The 21,129-nt window shown below is 59.8% G+C and carries 18 protein-coding genes; 9 read left to right on the top strand and 9 right to left on the bottom strand.

Annotation, left to right across the window (positions count from 1 at the left end; genetic code table 11):
• Positions 1 to 5: 5 nt before the first annotated feature.
• From E9954_RS26505 to E9954_RS26495, 3 genes are all read left to right on the top strand, one after another.
• Positions 6 to 1,550: a B12-binding domain-containing radical SAM protein gene (locus tag E9954_RS26505; RefSeq protein ID WP_136082320.1), complete on the top strand. Its 1,545-nt coding sequence runs from the start codon at positions 6 to 8 to the stop codon at positions 1,548 to 1,550.
• 82 nt (positions 1,551 to 1,632) lie between these two features.
• On the top strand, positions 1,633 to 2,223 hold the full coding sequence (locus E9954_RS26500) for a glycerol-3-phosphate acyltransferase (protein WP_136082319.1): 591 nt from the start codon (positions 1,633 to 1,635) through the stop codon (positions 2,221 to 2,223).
• Positions 2,224 to 3,846, top strand: a complete 1,623-nt coding sequence (locus tag E9954_RS26495) for a GNAT family N-acetyltransferase (protein ID WP_136082318.1) — start codon at positions 2,224 to 2,226, stop codon at positions 3,844 to 3,846.
• 24 nt (positions 3,847 to 3,870) lie between these two features.
• Here the strand turns inward: E9954_RS26495 and rdgC are convergent, their stop codons facing one another.
• From rdgC to E9954_RS26450, 9 genes are all read right to left on the bottom strand, one after another.
• On the bottom strand, positions 3,871 to 4,971 hold the full coding sequence (rdgC, locus tag E9954_RS26490; protein WP_136082317.1) for a recombination-associated protein RdgC: 1,101 nt from the start codon (positions 4,969 to 4,971) through the stop codon (positions 3,871 to 3,873).
• A gap of 63 nt (positions 4,972 to 5,034) precedes the next feature.
• Complete coding sequence (locus tag E9954_RS26485) at positions 5,035 to 6,681, bottom strand: TonB-dependent receptor plug domain-containing protein (protein ID WP_136082316.1); 1,647 nt, start codon at positions 6,679 to 6,681, stop codon at positions 5,035 to 5,037.
• Positions 6,678 to 7,835, bottom strand: coding sequence for an ATP-binding protein (locus E9954_RS26480; RefSeq protein WP_136082315.1), 1,158 nt, complete (start codon positions 7,833 to 7,835; stop codon positions 6,678 to 6,680). Before E9954_RS26480 ends, E9954_RS26485 begins: the two co-directional genes overlap by 4 nt.
• 84 nt (positions 7,836 to 7,919) lie before the next feature.
• Complete coding sequence (bioA, locus tag E9954_RS26475) at positions 7,920 to 9,167, bottom strand: adenosylmethionine--8-amino-7-oxononanoate transaminase (protein ID WP_136082314.1); 1,248 nt, start codon at positions 9,165 to 9,167, stop codon at positions 7,920 to 7,922.
• Entirely contained in the window at positions 9,164 to 9,874 is a 711-nt protein-coding gene (gene bioD, locus E9954_RS26470) for a dethiobiotin synthase (RefSeq protein WP_136082313.1), read from the bottom strand. The genes bioA and bioD overlap by 4 nt, the downstream gene beginning before the upstream one ends.
• 44 nt (positions 9,875 to 9,918) lie before the next feature.
• Positions 9,919 to 10,863: a helix-turn-helix domain-containing protein gene (locus tag E9954_RS32905; RefSeq protein ID WP_136082312.1), complete on the bottom strand. Its 945-nt coding sequence runs from the start codon at positions 10,861 to 10,863 to the stop codon at positions 9,919 to 9,921.
• Entirely contained in the window at positions 10,860 to 13,475 is a 2,616-nt protein-coding gene (locus tag E9954_RS26460; RefSeq protein ID WP_136082311.1) for a DEAD/DEAH box helicase, read from the bottom strand. Before E9954_RS26460 ends, E9954_RS32905 begins: the two co-directional genes overlap by 4 nt.
• A gap of 9 nt (positions 13,476 to 13,484) precedes the next feature.
• On the bottom strand, positions 13,485 to 14,486 hold the full coding sequence (locus E9954_RS26455) for a transposase (RefSeq protein WP_136082310.1): 1,002 nt from the start codon (positions 14,484 to 14,486) through the stop codon (positions 13,485 to 13,487).
• Between the two features lie 105 nt (positions 14,487 to 14,591).
• Positions 14,592 to 15,359 (bottom strand): methyltransferase domain-containing protein, encoded by a 768-nt coding sequence (locus E9954_RS26450; protein WP_136082309.1) that lies wholly within the window; start codon positions 15,357 to 15,359, stop codon positions 14,592 to 14,594.
• Positions 15,360 to 15,475: 116 nt separating this feature from the next.
• Between E9954_RS26450 and E9954_RS26445 the strand changes: the two genes are divergently transcribed.
• From E9954_RS26445 to corA, 6 genes are all read left to right on the top strand, one after another.
• Positions 15,476 to 16,387 (top strand): mechanosensitive ion channel family protein, encoded by a 912-nt coding sequence (locus E9954_RS26445; protein WP_136082308.1) that lies wholly within the window; start codon positions 15,476 to 15,478, stop codon positions 16,385 to 16,387.
• Entirely contained in the window at positions 16,384 to 17,676 is a 1,293-nt protein-coding gene (locus E9954_RS26440; RefSeq protein WP_136082307.1) for an ATP-dependent 6-phosphofructokinase, read from the top strand. Before E9954_RS26445 ends, E9954_RS26440 begins: the two co-directional genes overlap by 4 nt.
• A 4-nt stretch (positions 17,677 to 17,680) precedes the next feature.
• Positions 17,681 to 18,499 (top strand): DUF432 domain-containing protein, encoded by an 819-nt coding sequence (locus E9954_RS26435; RefSeq protein ID WP_168442620.1) that lies wholly within the window; start codon positions 17,681 to 17,683, stop codon positions 18,497 to 18,499.
• Positions 18,496 to 19,353: a mechanosensitive ion channel family protein gene (locus tag E9954_RS26430; protein ID WP_136082305.1), complete on the top strand. Its 858-nt coding sequence runs from the start codon at positions 18,496 to 18,498 to the stop codon at positions 19,351 to 19,353. Before E9954_RS26435 ends, E9954_RS26430 begins: the two co-directional genes overlap by 4 nt.
• A gap of 19 nt (positions 19,354 to 19,372) precedes the next feature.
• A complete protein-coding gene (locus E9954_RS26425; RefSeq protein ID WP_222847328.1) occupies positions 19,373 to 19,876 on the top strand; it encodes a sodium:calcium antiporter in 504 nt (167 codons plus the stop codon).
• Positions 19,877 to 19,992: 116 nt separating this feature from the next.
• A complete protein-coding gene (gene corA, locus E9954_RS26420; RefSeq protein ID WP_222847327.1) occupies positions 19,993 to 21,123 on the top strand; it encodes a magnesium/cobalt transporter CorA in 1,131 nt (376 codons plus the stop codon).
• The last annotated feature ends 6 nt before the right edge of the window (positions 21,124 to 21,129 follow it).

The following is a 21,129-nucleotide window of genomic DNA, read 5'->3' as shown; positions in this document are numbered from 1 at the left end:
CTGAAATGGCGAACAGTCTTTTATTGGTCAAATCGATAGTCGGCGGAGCGGAGGCCTTCTTCAAGGCCGACGAAATCAATGGCTACCACATGGTGCGGGATCTTCCGCAACCTTCCATCCCGGTGCTGAGTTCCTGGCTCAAGAACAAGGGGTTCCGCGTTGGCATCTTTGATTTGGATAGGGGCGGGGTCGCGGGCTTGCTGAAGGCCGCGTTCGACTATGATGCCGTCGGGTTCTACCTGAGTTTCTCCAGCCACTTCCCCGTGCAGGAAGCCACCCAGCGCCTGAAGGAAACGCTCCCCGGAAAGACCGTGATCGTCGGGGGGCCGAGCCTCGGGAACCTCCGGGAGGATTTCTACCGTCTCGCAAAGGCCAAAAAAACGGGCGGCCGCTTCGCGGATTACGTCGACTTCCTCGTCTATGGCGAGGGCGAAATTGCCCTGGAAACCATCCTGCGCCACGAAGGCAATGCGGATGAAATCGGAGCCATGGTTGATCGCGAAGATCCTGCGGCGGACGGCATCTATTGCCGCGATTCCTCCGGCAAACTGCACCTTTCAAAAAAACCGGCCGTGCTCGAAGACCTCAGCCTGCTGCCCATCCCCGACTTCGAAATCAATGAAGGCCTGATTCCGGTGGCCTACATCGAGACCTCGCGCGGTTGCGCCTACCGCTGCCCCTTCTGCGAAATGCCCGCCATGTATGAAACACGGCGAACGAAGGAGCGCGACCAGATCGAAAAGGAAATCAACCGGGCATACGAACTCGGCTTCCGCCACATGGTCGTCACCGATCCCTCCATCTACCCCACCTCGCGCATGGAGATGCTCAGCGAACTGTTTGCCGGCAAAGGGATTGAGTGGACGGGCTACGCCCGGCCCGGAACCTGGAAAGGCCTCCGCCCCTACTATGCGGAGGAGACCCTCCGCCAAGCGCACGAAAGCGGTTGCGTCAGCCTCTTCTTCGGAGGCGAAAGCGCGAACGAGGGCACGCAGAAAATGTATGGCAAGCCCCACCTCGACGTCATGCGTGAAACCGAGGCCATGTGCAAGCGCGTCGGCATACATTCCTGCTGGAGCTTCATGCTGCTCAATCCCAACGAAACCGTTGCGGATATCGACCGGCTCATTGAGCTGCTCGTCGAAATGGAGCCGGGCATGGTGGTCTTCGGCCCCTTCTCCCTCCTGCCCAATTCCCGCATGGACCAGTTTCCGGAACGCTACAACCTCAAGCTCAAGGATCCCGACTACAAGCTCAAGGCCCCCGATGTCTACGCCCGGTTTGCAAACAGCGCCGGCATGGACAAGCGGGAGCAGGTCGACCGCTTGTTGAAAAAGGCGCCTTGGCTCCTGCGCCTCATCCTTAAATTCAAACTCGCGGACGCGAACTATTTCCGCTGCACCAAGACCGGCCTTGACTTCGCCGACGGGGTGTTCCAGATGATCCGCCTCGATGCCGCCCTGCGCGAGCGCACCAACATCGAGGTTGGAAAGTCCAACTACGAAATGATGTACGAATCCGCAGTCCGCCACAAAACGGCAGGGAGCTAGGCCAAGAATCTTCAATTGCGCGTTGAAAAAGATTCGTGCGCTGTTAGAGTGTTAACACTATGCCAATACTGGGGAGTGTGACATGGCTGGCAAAGACATCATCTGTATCCTGGTCGCCTATCTGCTAGGCGGAATCTGCACCGGTTATTATCTGGTCCGGTTCAAGGAAAAGCTGGATATCCGCGAGTGCGGAAGCGGCGGGGTTGGCGCCCGCAATGTCGGTCGGGTGCTGGGCAAGCCAGGATTCATCGTCACGATGCTGGGCGATTCCCTTAAAGGTCTTGTGGCCATCATGCTCGCCCGTAGGTTCGAGATTGCCGAACCCGCGGTTTCGCTCGTGCTGGTTGCGGTCATTGCCGGCCACATCTGGCCCTTGCCGTTGCAGTTCCGCGGGGGGCGCGGCATTGCGACCGCCATCGGCGCCTATCTCGCCTACGATCCCTTCATTGCCTTGCTGTTGCTCGTGCTCACCGGGGTACTGATGGTGTTCCGCCGCGGATTCATCCTTAGCGGGCTGGCGGCGTTTTCACTTTTGCCGCTGGTGGCCTACGCGGTGGAGCTCCCCGGCCACACGGTGGCTGCCCTGGCCGGCGCTTCGGTCATCATACTTTTCGCGCACCGCGAGCGCCTCCGCAAGGCGTTCGCCCAGGCACTACCCCCCAAGGAGGCATAAATGGGTTTGCTCGATGGATTCATCTTCAAGATCGCGGAACAACCTTGGGAAATCGAGGGAGTCCATGCGCTGAACTATAAAACCTTCGTGGAGGAAATCCCGCAGCACGAACCCAACCGCGACAAGATGCTGGCCGATAAATTCCACGAGCAGAACACCTACATCATCTGCGTTCATCAGGAAAAACGAATCCTCGCCGGTATGATCGCCTTTCGCGACGAGCGCCCGTTCTCGCTCGACCGCAAGCTCGACAACCTCGATTCCTACCTCCCCCCGGACCGGTCGCTGTGCGAAATCCGCCTGCTCGCCGTCGAGGAGGAGTTCCGCTACACCCGCATCTCCCAGGGGCTCATCGCCACGCTCGTCCAGCATGCCATCGACTGCGGGCACGACCTCGCCGTGATTTCCGGCACCGTCCGCCAGATCAAGCTCTACAAGTTCCTCGGTTTCGTTCCCTTCGGCCCCCTCGTCGGCACCGAGGATGCGCAATACCAGCCCATGTATCTCACGCTCGAGGCCTACAAGGACCTGAAAGGGCGCTCCCGCTCCTTCGCCAAGGACGAGCCGGAGCTGGCCAACGACGACACCCTGCTCTTCAACTTCCTGCCCGGTCCGGTCGATTTCGCCAAGCAGGTGCAGGAGGTCTATAACGAAAAGCCCTGCTCCCACCGAGGCGACGCCTTCGTAAAGGATTTCCAGAAAGCCCGCGGGTTGCTGTGCGACCTCACCGGGGCGCAGCAGGTTGAAATCCTCATGGGGCCCGGAACGCTGGCCAACGACGCCGTCGCCGCGCAATTGTCGTTGCTTTGCAAGACCGGCCTCATTCTCGTCAGCGGCGAATTCGGGCGCAGGCTCGTCAAGAACGCCAACGGCGCCAAGCTCTTTTTCCACACGTTGGAAATCCCCGAGGGGCAGGCCTTCATGCGCCACGATCTGGAAAAGGAACTCCGCGACCACCCCGATATCGAATGGGTATGGGGAACCCACTGCGAAACCTCCACCGGAGTCCTCAACGACATCGAAATGTATAAGCAGGTTTGCGGCGAGAAAGGCATCAAGCTCTGCATGGACTGCATCAGCTCCATCGGCACCGTCGCGGTCGATCTTTCCGGAGTCTATCTGGCTTCGGGAACCAGCGGAAAGGGGTTGGCCTCGATTTCCGGGCTCTCCATGGTGTTCCACAACCACGATTTCGAACCCGCGCCCGACGATATCCCCTGCGCGCTCGACCTCGGCCTCTACCAGCAGGCCGAAGGCATCCCGTTCACCATCCAGTCGAACCTCGTCTACGCCTTGCTCGCCGCACTTAAATCGCACGACTGGGAAAAGCGCTTCGCCGAAGTCCGCGACTGGTCGAAATCCATCCGCCGCAAGCTCGCGGAAATCGACGCGCCGATTCTGGCCGCCGACGCCTGCGCCATGCCTGCGGTCATCACCATTGCGCTTCCCGAGATCCATTCGTCGGAAACCATCGGCGACAAGCTCAAGGCGCATGGCGTGCTGATCAGCTACCGCAGCCACTACCTGCTTGAACGCAATTGGATCCAGGCCTGCATGATGGGCGCCGAGCACAAGCCGACCGAAAAATTCGTCCGCCTGCTCAAGAAGGAATTGAAAAGGTAAACAAGCTCGTATACGAGCTTTTCCTTACGCCGTGGTCGGGCGCTCGGCGACCCACTGGCGCATGGCTTCCTTGGTCTTTTTCCAGGTCTTGTCGTCGTCGCGTTCCTTGACGAACTCCTGGTAGAGGTGGAAGAAGCACTGGCGGAAGGCTTCCATGAAGACCATGCGCTCCTGGAACTTGCCGATACGGTCGAAGTTTTCGGTTTGCGGAAGCTTCAGGCTGCGGAAGATGAACTCGTCGGCATCGAACGTGAACTCGAACACCTCTTCGCCGCGGGCAAACTGGACCTTGGCCTTCTTCAGTTTTTTCCCGCTGATGAGCGCGCTTTTGAGTTCGGCGCTAAGCATGGGCTGCCCCTTTTTCAGGGTGATCTCGTGCGCGCCCTTGCCTTCCATCACGAAGGTCAGCGGCCCTTCGACCATGTAGGCGATCTCGCCCACGTCCGGAACCTGCACGAGGCCGTCGCGTTTTTCGGAGCAATACCACAGCCACATCAGGAATTCGCGGCCGGCGGTGCCGTCCACCATGCCGTCCTCGAGCTCGTCCGAAAAGCTGGCCGGCCCCCAGTTTTGGATATCGACCCCTTCGGCCTTGGCGGCGATCGTGTCCGGGTCGGCCGGTTCGGCGCCGCAACCGGTGGTTTGCATCAGGCTGAGCACGAAGGCGTCGACCTGCTTTTCGGAGGTGGCCGAGGCATAGATCATGTGCGAGCGTTCGTCGAAGACAAAATCGATGCCCTTGAGTTGGGGCGGCATGTCGGGCAGGAGACGTTCCTTGACCTGCTTCTTGATTTCCGAGCGCGCCTGCTGGTTGAGGTATTGCTTGTCTTCGGCCTCCATCACGGCCATTTCCTCCACGGCGCATTCGGCCTGGAGCAGGGAGGTGGGCACCTTTTTCTTGGCCTGCGTCAGGGTCAGGCGCAGGTAGCCGCCGAGAAAGGCGTTTTCCTCGGTGATGGTGCGGTCCAGCAGGTGGCGGCCGGCCACCCAGCCGTGGACTTCCTCCTCGGCCAGCGTGCTCAACGGCGGCAGCGCCTGCGCGGCAAACTTATCAACATCCTCCACCGTCAAATCGCGCGACGCGAAATACATGCGGAAACTCACAGAACCTTTTTCAAAACCCATTTTACAACCTCAATTAATTTGGCCACGAGTGCGCCTTTGTGCTCTTCGTGTCTTTGTGGTTAGTTACCACCGCACTGCCATCCCGGCGGAGGCGGTGGTGGGGCGCGGTTCGAGGCCGGGAATGGCCTCGAAGTTGGAGCCCCACAGATTGTCCACCAGGAACGAAAGGCGGACATTGTTGGCAAAGCGCGGCTCCCAATGCAAGCCCAGCGACGCCTCGGCTCCAAAATCGCTGCCGGTCCGGGCGGGGTTCTCGGTTTGCCAGCGCGTGGTTTGGGCGAATTGAAGGGTATATTCATCGAGGAAGCGCCACTGGGCGGAAAGGTTCAGCAGGTGCTCCGGATAGTCGGTTTCGTAGAGACCTCCGGTGAGCTCGTTGTCTTTGTGCACCCACTGGTAGTAGGCCGTCAGGCGCACGTTTTCCGTTGGATAAAAGCCGATGCCCGTATCGATGCCGGCCACCTTCAGCGTGCCGAGGTCGGTCGCCACCCCGCCTATCCAGTCCGATGCATGGTCCATCCGTCGATGGAACCCGGCGATCTTCCAATCCAGGCTTGCGGAAAGAAACTGGCGGAAACCCAGCTCCGTATTCTGCGAGTGCTGCTGCTCGAGCAGGGGGTTCCCGGTGCGGTAGGGCCCGTTGTAATACAGCGTTTCGTAATCCGGTTGGCGCTCGGTTTCGGAATAGGACGCGTAGACCGTGCCGTTGTCCGATGCAAGCCAGTCGATGCCCGCCAGCGGGAGCCACTCGGCACTTTCATCGGATTGGAACACCGAATTCAACCCCGCCTTGAAAACCACGCGTTCGAACCGGACCTCCGGCAATACCATCACCGATCCGCGCAGCCGGTCGTGGGTTCCAACATCCCCGCTTATGCGTTCATATTCCAGATCGCCCCGGAGGTTGAGTGCAATGTGCTGGATCTCAAGCGTCCGCCCCTCGGCCATAACCGCGCCGTGGCGGGAAACGACCTCGTTGGTAAACAGCTCCGAAGGAATCGCATATTCGTCATCGAACTCGCGCAGGCTGGCGCTGGTGCGGAAAAAGGCATCGTCCAGCTCGCCTTTGGTGGCGCTGAAAAAAGTCAGGAAATCGTCGGTGCGCTGTTCGGCATACACCTGCTTGGGAATCCCGTAATAGCCTTGTGCGCCGAACTCCTTCGTCCGTAGGGTAGACAGGATGTCGAACACCCAGCCGCCCGCGGGAAACTGAACAAAGATGCCCGTGTCCTCCCGCTCCAGGTCGTTCTTTCCATGGTCGATCTTGCGTGCCTTTTCCCAGTCGATGACGCCGCCAAAATATTCCGAGCTTCCGAACAGCGTGGCTTGGTATTGCTCCTTGCTTCCCAGGCCCATCGAGTCTTGCGTCTGCTCTTCGCGGGGCGCGGTGGTGTAGGCCACCGTTCCGGCCAGGCTCCCGGATGCATTGTCCAGCCCGGTCCGGACCTCCGGTTCCAAAAAAAGGTTTCCCGGCAGGGGGAGCTCGGAACCGAAGTGCGCAGAATAGGGAACCTTCAGGTTCAGCCCGTTGAGCGATACGCCCGCCCCGGTGTAGCCACTGCCCCGGATCGAAAGATCGTGCTGCGCCTTCCCTTGGGAGTTGACCACGACCCCGGGGTCCTCCCGCAGCCCGTGCTCGATCGTCCGCAGGTCGGCGAAGTCGGCTAGGCAACAGGAAGTAAGGAACAGTGCGGGAAGAAACGGCTTCATTTGCCTAGCTCCTCGATGGTTTGGATGGCGGTGGCAAGGTTATGAACCTCGATCGTGGAGGATACCGGATATGGATCATTGACCGGGGCAACAACCAAGGCTTTGTCGGGGGCGATGTCTTCAATGGCGTTTTTGAAGCCAATGGGAATTTTCGGGGCGGAGGAGGCTTTGATTTCCACTGCAACCAAACGGGTTCCTCGTTTAAGGACGAGATCGATTTCTGCACCTCCGGCCGTACGGAAAAAGAAAGGGTCCCAATCCTTGGCGCTCGCCGTCAGGTTTTCGATAACAAATCCTTCCCACGAGGATCCAAACGACGGATGCCCGAACCAATCCGTACGGTTGGCGATGCCCAAAAGACTGTGAAGAAGACCGGAGTCCCTGAAGAAAACCTTGGGCGATTTAACCAGGCGTTTTTTTAGGTTGGTCTCCAGTGGCATGAGACGGCGCAGAAGATAGGTTTGTTCAAGAATGGAGAGGTAATGGTTGATCGTTTTGTTGGTAACGCCCAGAGACCCGCCAATCTTGGATGCATTCCATAGCTGGCCGTGCAGATGGGCGCACATTTGCAGGAAACGCCGCATGTTGGGTGCCGGCACCCTGATTCCAAGTTGTGGCAGGTCGCGTTCGAGAAACGTTGAGGTGAACGATTGCCGCCAAGCTTCGCTCAGTTTGTCCGAAGGCGCAAGTTGGCTGCGCGGAAAGCCGCCGCGGAACCAAAGATCGTTGAGTTTGGCGTTGTCCAATTCGCTCGCCATGAACGGGGTTAACTCGAGATATGAAATACGCCCCGCCAGCGATTCCGAGCTTTGCCGCAACAGGTCGGGCGATGCCGAGCCGAGTACGATGAATTGTCCCGGTTGTCCGCTCTCGTCGCACAGGCTGCGCAGAATCGGAAACAGGTCGGGCCGCCGTTGGATTTCATCCAGACAGATCAGCTTTTCCCGGTTCTGCGCCAAAAATATTTCCGGATCTTGCAACTTGGCAAGATGGGAAGGCTTTTCGAGGTCGAGATACAGTGCATCCGATTTCCGGTTTTCAACAATGGATCTAACCAATGTGGTTTTTCCGCATTGCCGGGGCCCAATCACGGCGACGATCGGGAAATAATCCAGATGTTCGCTGATTTCGGAAGTGAGTTGCCTTGCAATCATGATCTCCGTGTAAATTGGGAGTCTGCCTCCCATATTGCAAGGAGAATGTTCGCGGTTCTTCCGATGTCCGCAGAGAGTCCCAACCTACTCGCAAAAATCCTCGATGGTTTGCTGGAGGGCATAGACGGCCGCTTTCAGTTCGTCGTCCGAAATCACCAGCGGCGGCATGAGGTAGAACATGGTGCCGAGCGGGCGGAACAGGTAACCCTGCTCAAAGAGCGACTGCTTGATCTTCGGAATCAGCGGCTTGGTTTCCGGTTTCAGCTCCACCACGCCGATCATGCCGAGAAAGCGCAGCTCCTTCACGCATTCAAGATCCGCCATGGGTTGCATCCACTGCTTCATCTTTTTCGCCATTTCGGCACCGCGCTCGACGGTGCCTTCGGCTTCGTAGATGTCCAGCGCCGCCAGTGCGGCGGCGCAGCCGATCGGATGCCCGGCATAGGTGTTTCCGTGGTAGAAGGTGCAATCCTTTTCACCTTCATCCGTGAAGGTGTGGTATAGCTTGTCCTTCACCACGCAGGCACTCAGCGGCATATAGCCGGCGGTCAGGCCCTTGCCCAGGCAGACCATGTCGGGATCGATGCCGGCATGGTTGAACGCAAAGCGCTTGCCCGTCCGCCCGAAGCCCATCGCCACTTCGTCGATAATCAACAGCACGTCGTTTTCCGCGCAGCAGTCGGCCAGCTCTTTCAAATAATCCGCCGGATAGATCTTCATCCCCGCCGAGCCGAGGCAGAGCGGCTCGACAATCACCGCCGCCAGCTTGCCGCGGTGCGCTTCGATCACCTTCCGGCCAGGCTCGAAATCGCCGTCGATCGGGAAGGGGAGCTTGGCCGGGTGCGACACCGCATGTTCGAACGGCTTATGGAAGCCATCAACGAAGCCCGCGCCCAGCGCGCCCATCGAATCGCCGTGGTAGCCCTGGTCCATGCCGATCACCCACGTCTTTTCCGGCTGGCCGACGTTGTACCAATACTGGATCGCAATCTTGATCGCCGCCTCCACCGCGCTGCACCCGTCGCTCGCAAAAACCGAATGGCGCTCGGGCGTCGGCATCAACGCCGCCAGCCGCTCCGCCAGTGCTAATACGTTCGGGTGCGTCAGGCTGCCGGTAATCGAATGCTGCAAAACCGCCGCCTGCTCCTGGATCGCCTTCACCACCTTCGGGTGCCCATGCCCCAAGGCGCACGCCCACCAGCTCGAGACGATATCGACATACCGGTTGCCGGCATCGTCGAAAAGATAAATCCCCTCGCCCCGAACCATGTTGGGCAACGTGTTTTTCAAGGCGGAAAACGTCGTGTAGGGATGGAAGATTTTATTGGTCATATGGCGAGCTGATTCACGATTTTTTCGGTTTCGGCGACGACGGGGATGGGGAGGTCGTTGTAGTTGGGGGTGGGGTCGGCGAGTTGGGGGCAGTAGGGAATGGTTCCGAGGACGGGAACCTTTCCGAACTGTTCGATGGTGGTGCCGTTGTCCTCTTCGATGAAGGTGAATTCCTGGTCTTTGCTGGCGACGAAGACGATGCCGGCAAGATCGAGCCCGTCGGAGCGCAATGCGCGGAGGGAGAGCAGCGTGTGGTTGATGGTACCGAGGCCGGGGCGCGCGGCGAGCAGGATGGGGAACTTGAGCGCCTGCATCAGGTCGAGCATCGTCTCTCGGCGGTTGAGCGGCACCACCACACCGCCCGCGCCTTCCGCAATGACGAATTCATAGTCGGAAGCCAATTTTCGCGCGGCAATCACCATCTCCGAAATCTCGATCTCCGTCCCGGCCATCTCGGCGGCCAGGTGCGGCGAGCAGGCCGGCTCGAACCGATAGGGCGACATGTTGGTGTAATCTTCGTCGGACACGGCCATTTGTGCCATCGAAAGCGAATAGTCCAAATCCGGAACGCCGCCTTCGCAACCCGTCTGCGCCGGCTTCATGGGCGCTGCGTTGATTTTGCGGCGACGCAGCTCGGCCAGCAGCAATGCGCTGAGCGCCGTTTTGCCTATATCGGTGTCGGTTCCTGTGATGAATAGTCCGTTCATGGAGCCAGTTTATTGCAGAAGTGGGTAAAGAACGCAAAGAAAGGTTAGGTTCGATAGGTTTCGCTAAACAGGGCTTCGAGTCTTTTTAAATGGCGGTTTTGGAGGTTCAGCATTCCTGTGCTGTTTTCCCAGCGGGTAACGGTGCCTTGGCTGACATCGACTTGATGGCCGAATTTGGTTTGGGAAAGGCCGAGCTTTTTGCGCAGTTCGCGGATGCCCGCGGCGGTCGGCTCGAAAGTCGGTTGCGCGGGGGGAGGGGATTCGGCCACCTCTTCTTCGAGATCGATGCCGAAGACGTTCGCGACGGATTCTTCGGAGAGCGTCCGTCGGCGGCGCGAGCGTTTCCCCGCGCCGAGGCCGTCGATGGCGGCTTCGACGGCGATCAGCTCCTCGTGGTTGACGCCACGCAGCTTGAAGAGCAGCTCGGGTTCGGTGTCGAGCCGTACGCCGATGCCGTACATGGCGGCGGCGACGTGCTTGCACATCTCCGCCCAGTCGGGGCAGTTGCAGTTGAAGCGGATTTCGCTCGGATGCGGGAAAAGGCCGTTGTCGCGGTCGGTGACCACCTTCATGATTTCGTCGGAGATTTTCCCTTGAAGCAGTTCGATCAGCGAGCCGATCTTTCCTTTGCACTCGTTTTTGATGGTGTTCCACTTTTTGGGGCAGAGCGGTTCGATGTGAATGGAGAGTTCATACATTTCCGAACCGCTGACCATCGCCTTGGCGGTTTCGGCCTCGATGCCCAAGTGGCAGACCGAGCCGTTTCGCACATAGTTGCGCCCGCGCGGCAGTCGGTTGGAATAGTCGGAAAACTTTTCGAGGTGCTGGCACCACGACTTGCCCCAGAAGCTCGTTGCAATCCCGCGTGTCTTGAACGGTTCGATCGGCTGGATATCGAGCCCCCCGTCCCGCAGCTTGTCCATTTTCTTCAGCGCCTGCCGCCGCCGTTCGGCAACGGGCACATAGTCGTTGTAGTATCCCCAGCTCATAGATCCGATTCCGCTTTCCCAAGGTCGAGGCTCACGAGTGCGAGCAACTCTTCGTTGCTCATTTCAGTAAGGGCTTTTTCCGCGCCGCCTTCAAGGATTTGATCGGCGGTATGCTGTTTTTCCGCAAGCAGGCGGTCGATCTTTTCCTCGAGCGTGCCGGAGGTGACGAACTTGTGCACCAGCACGTTTTTCTTTTGGCCGATGCGGAAGGCGCGGTCGGTGGCCTGGTTTTCAATGGCGGGGTTCCACCAGCGGTCGAAGTGGACGACGTGCGAGGCGGCGGTGAGGTTGAGCCCGGTGCCGCCGGCCTTGATGGATAGGACGAAGAAGGGCGGACCGTCCTCGCGCTGGAACTGCTCGACGAGTTCCTGCCGCTTCTTCACCAAGGTGCCGCCGTGCAGCACCAGGCCCTGGCGACCGAAGACGCCCGCCAGGCAGTCGGCCAGCGGCTCGGTGATTTCCTTGAACTGCGTGAAGACGAGCACCTTTTCACCACGCGATTCGATTTCGGAGCAGAGCTCCTCCAGCCGCTGGAACTTGGCGCTGTGCCGCGGGTCATATTCGCCTGCGCCCGTCAACTGGTCGGGGTGGTTGCAGATCTGCTTGAAGCGCATGAGGTAGGTCAGGACCAACCCTTTTTTCTGAATGCCGTCCGTCTCCTTGAGTTCGTTCAGCATGGATTGGACGGACTGCTTGTAGAGCTTCGCCTGCGGGGGATTCAGCCCGCAAAAGACGGTCATCTCGGTTTTTTCCGGCAGGTCGGAAATGATCGATTTGTCGGTTTTCAGGCGGCGCAGGATGTAGGGATTCACCAGCCGCCGGAGCGGGGCATAGTGCTCATGGTTTCCGGACTGGATCGCTTTCGTGAAGGCGGTGAATTGCGACGCGCTTCCGAGCAGGCCGGGGTTGAGGAAATCGAACAAAGCCCATAAATCGCCCAGGCGGTTTTCAATCGGCGTCCCCGTCAGTGCGATGCGCGCCTCGGCCTTCAGCGCGCGGACGGCCCTGCTCTGCCGCGTGGAGTGGTTTTTGATGGCCTGCGCCTCGTCAAGGATCGCCCAGCTCCATTCGGTTTCGGTCGGCCAGCCGAGGCGGTTGAGCATGCCGTAGGTGGTGATGACCAAATCGGCGGAGAGCTCGGGTTTATCCAGATCGCCGCCTTCGGAACGGTGGGCGATGAACAGGTTGAGCGACGGCGCAAACTTGGCGGCCTCGCGTTTCCAGTTGCCGATCAGCGAGGCGGGGACGACCAGCAGCGCGGGTTTCGAGCCGGGGCAATCGGCCTTTTTACGCAATAGCGCCGCGAGCACCTGGATGGTTTTCCCCAGCCCCATGTCGTCGGCCAGGCAGGCCCCCAGCCCCGCATTGGCGCACAGCCAGAGCCAGTTCAGGCCGTCCACCTGATAGGGGCGCAGCTTGGCGTTGAGCGTTTCGGGCGGGGCGAGCCTTTCCGGATCACGTAGTTGGTCGAGCGTTTCGGCAAGCCATTCGCCGGGCTGGGTGAACGCCCATTCGCGGTGCTCCTCCAGCTCTTCTTCCGCCTTCAGGTTCGCGGGCGCTCCCGCCAGCAACCGCATGCCCTCGGCAAACGATACGCCGCCGTGCTGCTCGAGCGCCTCCCAGTGTGCAAGGGCCTGCTGTAGCTTTTCGCGATCGACCTCCACCCACTGGCCTCTTAGCAAAACGAGACCGTCCTCACCCGCCAGCAACTCGTCGATCTCGGCGCGCGTCAGCCGCTGGCCATCGACCACCACCTCCAGGCGGAAGTCGATCAGGGCGTTGATGCCCAGGCCTCCCTTTTTCTTTTCGCCAAGGGTAACCGCCACCTGCGGGCGGCGCGTTTTCTTTTTCCACCAGTTCGGTAGGCGCGCCAGAAGCCCGGCTTCTTCGTAGGCGGGGATGCCCTGCAGAAACTCATAGGCCTCTTCCGGAAGCCAGACGAGCGGATGGAAAACATCGCCCGTCTCCACCAGGTCGGCCAGCAACGGATTGGTTTTGGCGGCGGCATGGATGGGCGAGAGCAACTTCAACAGGGCGGGTTTGTTGTTGGCGCCCGCATATTCCTTCAGCGCCTTGCCCAGCGGTAGCTGCTGCACGCGCCCGGCTTTGGAAAGACCGGAGGAATAGGTTGCCATGAAGGCAAACGGGAACTCGGGGTCGCCCTTGTTTTCCGCGAGGTGCAGTGTTACGCGTCCAACCCGCGACCATAAAGGCGCATGTTTTTCGAGGAAGTCCGGTAGTCCTGATTCGGATTGCCGCTCCCGCGTCCATTGCTCCATGCGTTTCCAAAGGTAGGAAAGCACCTCCGGCGAAAGGTATTCCGCGCCTTTCATCGGCGGGGCATTCAGCACCCATTCCGCCAGCTCGGCGGCCGAAGGAGGCGGCACCTCCACCGCTTCGCCTTCGGGTATGTGGCAAAGCGCCTTCAGGAAAAGGTTGCCGAAATCGCGCCAGTAGAGGGCGGAGGCATCGGTTCCGGAATCAAGTTTGTTTCCGGCGAGCGCAACCAGTCCTGCCGCATCCGATTCTGCGAAGGGTGCGAGGGGTTTATGTTCGGGATTGCGGCAGATGATTATGCCGTGTGGACTCAGTTCAAGGAGGGAGGTTTCCATGCAATATCTTTATGTCGGTGCGGCAACGGCGTGCGATAAAGACCGCATGCTGTATAATCCGTTCCAGTTGCCCCCGCGCATCTTGCGCGCGCCATCCTTCCGGCGTTCACTGAACAACGTTCGGTTGGTTTCAAAGACCTCTTCAACGAAGAGCCGGCTGCCCAGCGCAACTCCGTCCGAAAAATAGCGGATGCGACATCGCAATAAATCAAATCGATCCAACTCCCCGCCCTCGGCCAGTGTTTTCTCGACCCGTTCGGGACTCATGCCAGTACGGTTTTCGCGCGCCTCGCCGGCACAGAAGAGGAGCATCCGATACTGCGCCGAAACCTTCCTCCAGCTTGCGTCCTGCCCCAGCATTTCCATGATGCATACGATTCCCTGACGGGCACGCGCGCCACCCCCAACGGCCTCAGAATAGCCGCAATAGCGGTAGTCGCGCGGGTCATCCACCAACCCCGCCCGGACGGGATTCAGGTCGATATAGGCGGCCATGGTTGAAATTGCATTATCCGAATTTTCCACCAAAACACTCTTGAAGCGTTCTTCCCACAGCGTTCCCCGCCGATGGTTCCGACGGTTGTACCATTTCGAAAACCGCTCCTTCAGCTCCTTCACAAAAACCGACAAATTGCACATGCGCGACAAATACCGTTGTCTCAACTCATCCAGTCGCAAATCGCTTCCGGTTTCCTCTGCAAGCTTTGTTGCCCATTCGAATTCCTCTAAAATCGCACTCGCCCGTTGTTTCGGATAAAAGGAGCGGATGCGTTCACATAGCTCATCGTTGACAACCCCTTTTAGGGTAGGCACTTCCAGCAACGCATGCCAATGGTTTGACATAATGCAATACGTAAGCACCCGCACTCCCGTGAAAGCTTCCAGCTTTCGCATGGCCAATCGGAAAAACTCCTTTTCCTCCTCCCCGAAAACATAGCGGCGATCCACCACCCGCGACATCACGTGGTAATAGTTGCCCTCCGCTGTTCCAAGAATCCGAGGCTTTCTCATGGAGAGATGGATATCACTCGGATTATCGCATGTCAACTATTATGTGCCTGTCACATTATTGAGACCATGGAATCAGTGTTTGCTATTGTTGTTGGCAAGCGGGGGTTAATCCCGGGTTAGGAGGAAGGTGGCGGTTTCGTAGGTGGCGTAGACGCCGCCGTCGGAGGCGTAGGCGTCTTGGTAGTCGGCGACGAGCTGGCTGAGTTCGGAGCGGTTGAGCGGGGCGTTTCCGGTGCTGACTTTTCCGCCCGTGACGCCCTGTTCGTGGATGGCCTTGAGGAAGGCCTTGGCATCGTCGTATACGATTTCCTCTTCGGAATGCTTGCGGCGTTGGAGGTGGAATCCGGCTTCCTGCAGGCAGGCCTTGGTTTCCTCGTAGGTTGGCAAGGTGAGATCGGGGGTCTTTTCGGGGGCGATGGATTCGCGCAGTTCATGCAACTCTTTGAGGGTGCCTCTGAGCATCATGCCCAGGGCGAGGGTTCCGCCGGGTTCGAGGCATTCGAAAATATTTTCGCAGGTTTTCGGGAGGTCGGCCACCCAGTGGAGTGCCGAGCTGGAAACAATCAGCGGATAGCGGTCGCCGCCCCAATAGGTCTGGGCATCGCCGACAATCCAGTTGATGTGTGGGAATTTGGCGAATTTGGCTCGGCTGTGCAGAATCATTTTTTCGGCGACATCGACCGCGTCGATCAGTACCTCCGGGAAGCGCTGGGTGAGCAGGCGCGTCAGTTGGCCGGTTCCGGAGCCGAGTTCGAGGATTTGTTCGGGGTAGATTTCCGGCAGCATCGACACGACGGATTGCGCCAGAGCCAACTGCGGACGGGCATGGCGGTCGTAGGTTTCGGCTGCGGCTGAAAATCGGTTTCCAATCATGGGATTTTTCCTAAAATTCGGCGCGCACCTTGCGCCATTTTAATGGACAATGCAATCCATAGCTTGTGTCGAAAATGCGGTCGATGCATAGTGGTTGGGAATGATAAGGCGGTCGCATGATTACGGAAGTTGCTGAAATCCTGAACCTCTCGGAACCCATGGCCGAGAAGCTGGTCTACACCCTCTCTGCGGTTGTGGTGCTCTTTCTCGTAAAGATGCTCACCACGAAAGTCGTGTGCCGGAAAGTGGACGACGACAAGCGGCGCTACCACGTGCGCAAGACGATCACCTATGGCTACACCTTCGTGCTGGTGGCGATGCTGGCTTCCATCTGGTTCAAGGGCATGGCCTCGCTCGGCACGTTCCTGGGTTTGGCCTCCGCCGGTTTGGCGGTTGCGCTGCACGATGCCATCGCCAACATGGCGGGGTTTTTCTTTATTGAGGCGCGCAAGCCGTTTCGCGTGGGGGACCGCATCGAAATCGGCGATGTGCAAGGCGATGTGATCGATATCCGTCTTTTCCAGTTCAGCATTGTGGAGGTTGGCAATTGGGTGGATGCCGACCAGAGCACGGGGCGGATCGTCCATGTTCCCAACAGCTTGGCCTTGCGCGAGCCGTGCCACAACTCGCATATCGGCTTTGAATATATCTGGAACGAGGTGCCGGTGCTGATCACGTTCGAAAGCGACTGGAAACACGCCAAGGAGATCCTGTTGCGCATTGGGAAGGAGAATGCCGAGCATCTCTCTTCGAAGGCGCAGGAACAAATCCGCCGGGCTGCCCGGAAATATTTGATCGTGGCCGGCAAGCTGACGCCGACGGTCTACACGTCGGTCAAGGATTCCGGGGTGTTGCTCACCATCCGCTACCTCGTCGATCCGCGCCAGCGCCGCGGGACGGAGCAGAAGATATGGGAGGACATCCTCGATGCGTTCGCCGCCGAGCCGCGCATCGATCTGGCCTACCCGACCACCCGCTTCTATAGCCTCAACGAAACGCGGCCCGCCGCTACGGAGACCCAGGCATGACCATCGACACAACAATCCACGTTGCCGCCGAAGCCGGTTTCGCGTCGCCCCTTCGCTATGCGGGGTGCGACCCGACGGCGGCCATCCGCTACCGCACCGCCCACGACCGGGTGCGGGTCTACCCGTGCATCGGCTCCGGCGTGGACGATGCCGAAACCGTGTTCGAGCGCGCGGGGCCGCGCGAATGGATTACGGGCGACCCGGCGGGGATGACCGCCGCCATTGTAACCTGCGGGGGACTCTGCCCGGGGCTCAACGACGTGATCCGCGGCCTGGTGATGAGCCTGCACCACCACTACGGAGTTCCACGGGTGCTGGGCATCCGCTATGGCTATGCCGGGCTGACCCCCGGCGGGCTGGAGCCGGTAGAACTGACGCCCGACGCTGTGGACGAAATCCACCGCGACGGCGGGACGGTACTCGGCACCAGCCGCGGGGCGCAGGATGTTTCCATCATGGCGGAACGCATCAAGGCGCTCGGAATTTCCAAGCTGTTCGTGATCGGGGGCGACGGAACCCAGCGCGGTGTTCTGGAACTGTCGGAAGCGTGCGAGGGGGTTTCCGTGGTCGGGATTCCCAAAACCATCGACAACGATATTTTGTGGGTCGACCAGTCGTTCGGGTTCGATACGGCGGTGGACATCGCCGCGAAGGTCATCACCGATGCCCATGTGGAGGCGCGCTCGACCGAGCGGGGCATCGGCATTGTCAAGGTGATGGGGCGCGACAGCGGATTCATTGCAGCCTGCGCGGCGCTGGCCTCGCTGGAGGCGAACGTGGTGCTGGTTCCCGAGGTACCCTTCGCGCTCGAGGGTTCCGATGGGTTGCTCGACTATCTGGAGCAGCGGCTCCTGCGGAAAGACCATGTGCTGCTCGTGGTGGCCGAGGGCGCCGGGCAGGAGCATTTCCAAGGACTGGAGGAGCGGCGCGATGCCAGCGGGAACAAACTACACGACGATATTGGCGAACTGCTGTGCGGACGGATCGCGGCCTACTTTTCCGGAAAGGGCACCCCGGTGAAGCTGAAATATTTCGACCCCGGCTATTCGGTGCGCTCCGCACCCGCCTGCGGCACCGACCGGATCTACTGCACCCGGTTGGCGCATGCCGCCGTGCATGCGGCCATGGCGGGACGGACGGGCATGATGGTCAGCCGCTGGAGCGGGCACTATGTGCATGTGCCACTGGAGCTGGTCACCCAAGGCCGGCGGAGAATCAACCCGGCCGGCAGCCTTTGGCGGACGGTACTTGAAGCGACGGGCCAGCCCTGCCTGTCGGGAGGGGCGTAAGCCCATGGATCAACAGGATATTTCCCCGATGCTTGACTATTCAAAACTATGGGCGCCGCATGCGCTCGAACGGAACCAGACGCTGGAATTCGCGGTGGGGCCGCTGCTTATGCGGATCCACCGCGGGATGCAGGATTGGTATGTGGCCCACGAGTCCGTGGCGGGTGGCGACGAACGTTGCTTCGTGAGAACCCTGGACGAACCCCTCAACCCCGACAACGAATGGACGCGGTGGATCATCGACGAGGGGATCAACAGCCTCCGGTTCCTGCCGAGGCTGCCGGACCGGCCGATCATCGTCCGCCCCGAAATGCCGATTTCCCTGATGCCCCGGCAGTCGGTGCAGTTCTTCATCGGCATTCCCCTTTGGATCGCCGTCGTCAATGGAGCCCGGCAGGATCCCGCAGTGGAAATCCCGACCATGACCCTCTCGAATTCCTGGTTCGGCCCGACCACCGAGGGCGAGCTTTGCTATGCGCTCAAAACAACGGCCAAACGGCATCTTGCCGAACTGCTGCCGCATGCGCACCGCGCCGTCTTTCCGCTGGAGGTCCGCAACGCATCGTCGGAGCTGCTCAAATTCGAGCGGCTGTGCCTGCGTCCGCAATACCTGAATGTGTTCCAGGGCGCAACGCGGCTCTGGACAAGCAAGGGGCGCGTCAGCTACCGCGGCGAGGAAAACTGGAGCCGGATCGTCTACGCCTCGGGGGCACCGGAGTATGACCGGGCCGGGGCCCAGGTGGGGTCGGCGCGCGAGGCCATGCGGCACGGTGCATTGCTCAAGACGTTCGATAACCTTATACAGAAGGTGGAGCTGCCATGACGGAATCGTTCGGCGAGTGGTTTTCGGTTCACCAGGGAACCATAGTTTATTGTGTCCTGTTGCTGGGCATCGGCCTTCCGTTGCTGCGGTTCGTCGGCTACCTGATTCGCCGGGGGCTCCGCAAGAAGACCAGCGAGCAGTCCATCATGCTGTTGAGCAAGGGGGTGGTCTACCTCGGTTCCACCATCGTGGTGCTGATGGTGTTGCAGAAGGCCGGGGTGCAGCTGGGGACGCTGCTTGGCGCGGCAGGCATTGCCGGGGTGGCGATCGGCTTTGCCTCCCAAACGAGTCTATCGAACCTCATCAGCGGGCTCTTCCTGATTTGGGAACGCCCGTTTGCCGTGGGCGATGTGCTGCATGTCGGCACCGACCACGGAACCGTGTTTTCCATCGACCTGCTCTCGGTGCAGCTGCGCACGTTCAACAACCAGCTGATCCGCATTCCGAACGAAACGCTGATCAAGGGATCGTTCACCAACGTGACCCGCTTCCCGATCCGCCGCATGGATATCCCGATCGGCGTGGCCTACAAGGAGGACATCGAAAAGGTCATCCGTATCCTGAAGGAGGTGGCCAACGCCAACCCGCTTTGCCTGGACGAGCCGGAGCCGATTGTGGTTTTCAAGGGGTTCGGCGATTCCGCGCTCGAGTTCCTGTTCGGCCCCTGGTTTGCCAAGGCCGACTACGTCAACCTGCGCAACAGCCTGCTCATGGAGGTCAAGAAGCGGTTCGACGCAGAGGGGATTGAAATCCCGTTCCCGCACCGGACGCTCTACGCCGGGGAGGCCACCAAGCCGTTCCCCGTGCATGTCGTCCCCGCGCCGTCGGAAAGCCCCGCGCAGCCATCCTCCTGACCCCCGGCTGGCAACGCCCATGGCCATTGTTCTCTTCATCGCCGGTCTCGTTCTGCTGGTTCTCGGTGCCGAAGCCCTGGTTCGGGGGGCATCCCGCCTTGCCGCGGTTTTTGGCATATCGCCCCTGGTCATTGGGCTTACGGTCGTGGCGTTCGGCACGAGCGCACCCGAGCTGGCGGTGGGTATCAAGGCGGCGCTCTCCTCCCAGGCCGGCATTGCCCTGGGAAACGTGGTGGGCAGCAACCTCTTCAACCTGATGGGGGTGCTCGGGCTCTCCAGCATTGCTGCGCCGGCGGGGATTGAGGTTTCGACCGCGGTTATCCGGCTCGACCTGCCGATCATGATCGTTGTTTCCTTCGCGTGTCTGCCGGTCTTCTTTACCGGCGGCATCATCAGCCGGCGCGAGGGGGCCTCTTGTTCGGGTACTATGTGGCGTACACCCTATACCTCCTTTTGGCGGCATCCCACCACAAGGCCTTGCCCCTGTTCAGCGCAACGATGCTGTATTTCGCCGTTCCGCTGACGATGGCCACCCTGGCCATTCTGGCGCTGCGCGCGCGGAATAATCGCTGAATGGCACTTGCAACCGGGTTGGCAAGAGGTGTTAGGTTGGAACAAAATTCCGGAAAGGCAGGAGCCATGAACAAACTATTCAAGGTTGCGGACCAGCAGATGAACCATCTTTTGACCGCCTCTGGAAAACAATTGAAGCGCTTGTTCATTACGATTTCGGATAAGCAGGGCACCCCGCCAGGAACCATGGTCTACACCGGGAAGCAGAAGGCGGAGCCGTTGCGCATTTCCGTGATGGACTTTGATGCCGCCACCCTCGCCGAACAGTCGGATGCCGCAACGGAGGCCTGTCTTGCGCTCAAGGATACCGCCACCGTCTCCTGGATCAATGTAACCGGACTGAACGACACGGAGGCGGTGGCCCGGATCGGGAAAGGGTTCGGGATTCATCCGTTGGTACTCGAAGACATCCTGCACACCACCCAACGCCCCAAGCTGGAGGATCTCGGCGATTATCTCTTCCTGGTGGTGCGCATGCTGTTCGTTGAACCCGGAGCCCGCGAGATCCACTCCGAGCAGATCAGTTTCATCCTCACCAAGCATTGCCTGATCACCTTCCAGGAACGGGCGGGCGACGTGTTCGACGAAATCCGCGACCGCCTGCGCCAAAGCCATGGCCGCATCCGCAAGATGGGGCCGGACTATCTGCTCTACGCGCTGATGGACGCCATTGTGGACAACTATTTCGTCATCCTCGAAAAGACCGGCGAACAGATCGAGGGGATCGAGCAGGCTCTCATGGAAAACCCGAACAGCCTGTTGCTGAACGAACTCTATGCCCAGAAGCGCGAGCTGCTCTACATCCGCAAGGCCATCTGGCCGCTGCGCGAGGCCATCGGCGGGCTGGAGCGGGGCGAAAGCAACCTGCTTTCGGCCAAAATCTCCGCCTACCTGCGCGACCTCTACGACCACACCATCCAGGTGATCGACACCGTCGAAACCTTCCGCGACATGCTCAGCGGCGTGCAGGACCTCTACCTGTCCAGCATGGGCCACAAGACCAACCAGGTCATGCAGGTGCTCACCATCATCGCCACCATCTTCATTCCGCTCACCTTCGTGGCGGGCATCTACGGCATGAACTTCGAGCACATGCCCGAGCTGGGCTGGAAATACAGCTATCCCGTTTTTTGGGTCGTCATGGTGACGCTCTCCCTCGGCATGCTCTACGGTTTCCGGCGCATGAAATGGTTCTGATCCAGC

This window comes from Pontiella desulfatans, from assembly GCF_900890425.1.
In the GTDB taxonomy this organism is placed as follows: Bacteria; Verrucomicrobiota; Kiritimatiellia; order Kiritimatiellales; family Pontiellaceae; genus Pontiella; species Pontiella desulfatans.
This window is presented reverse-complemented; position numbering and strand designations above follow the sequence as displayed.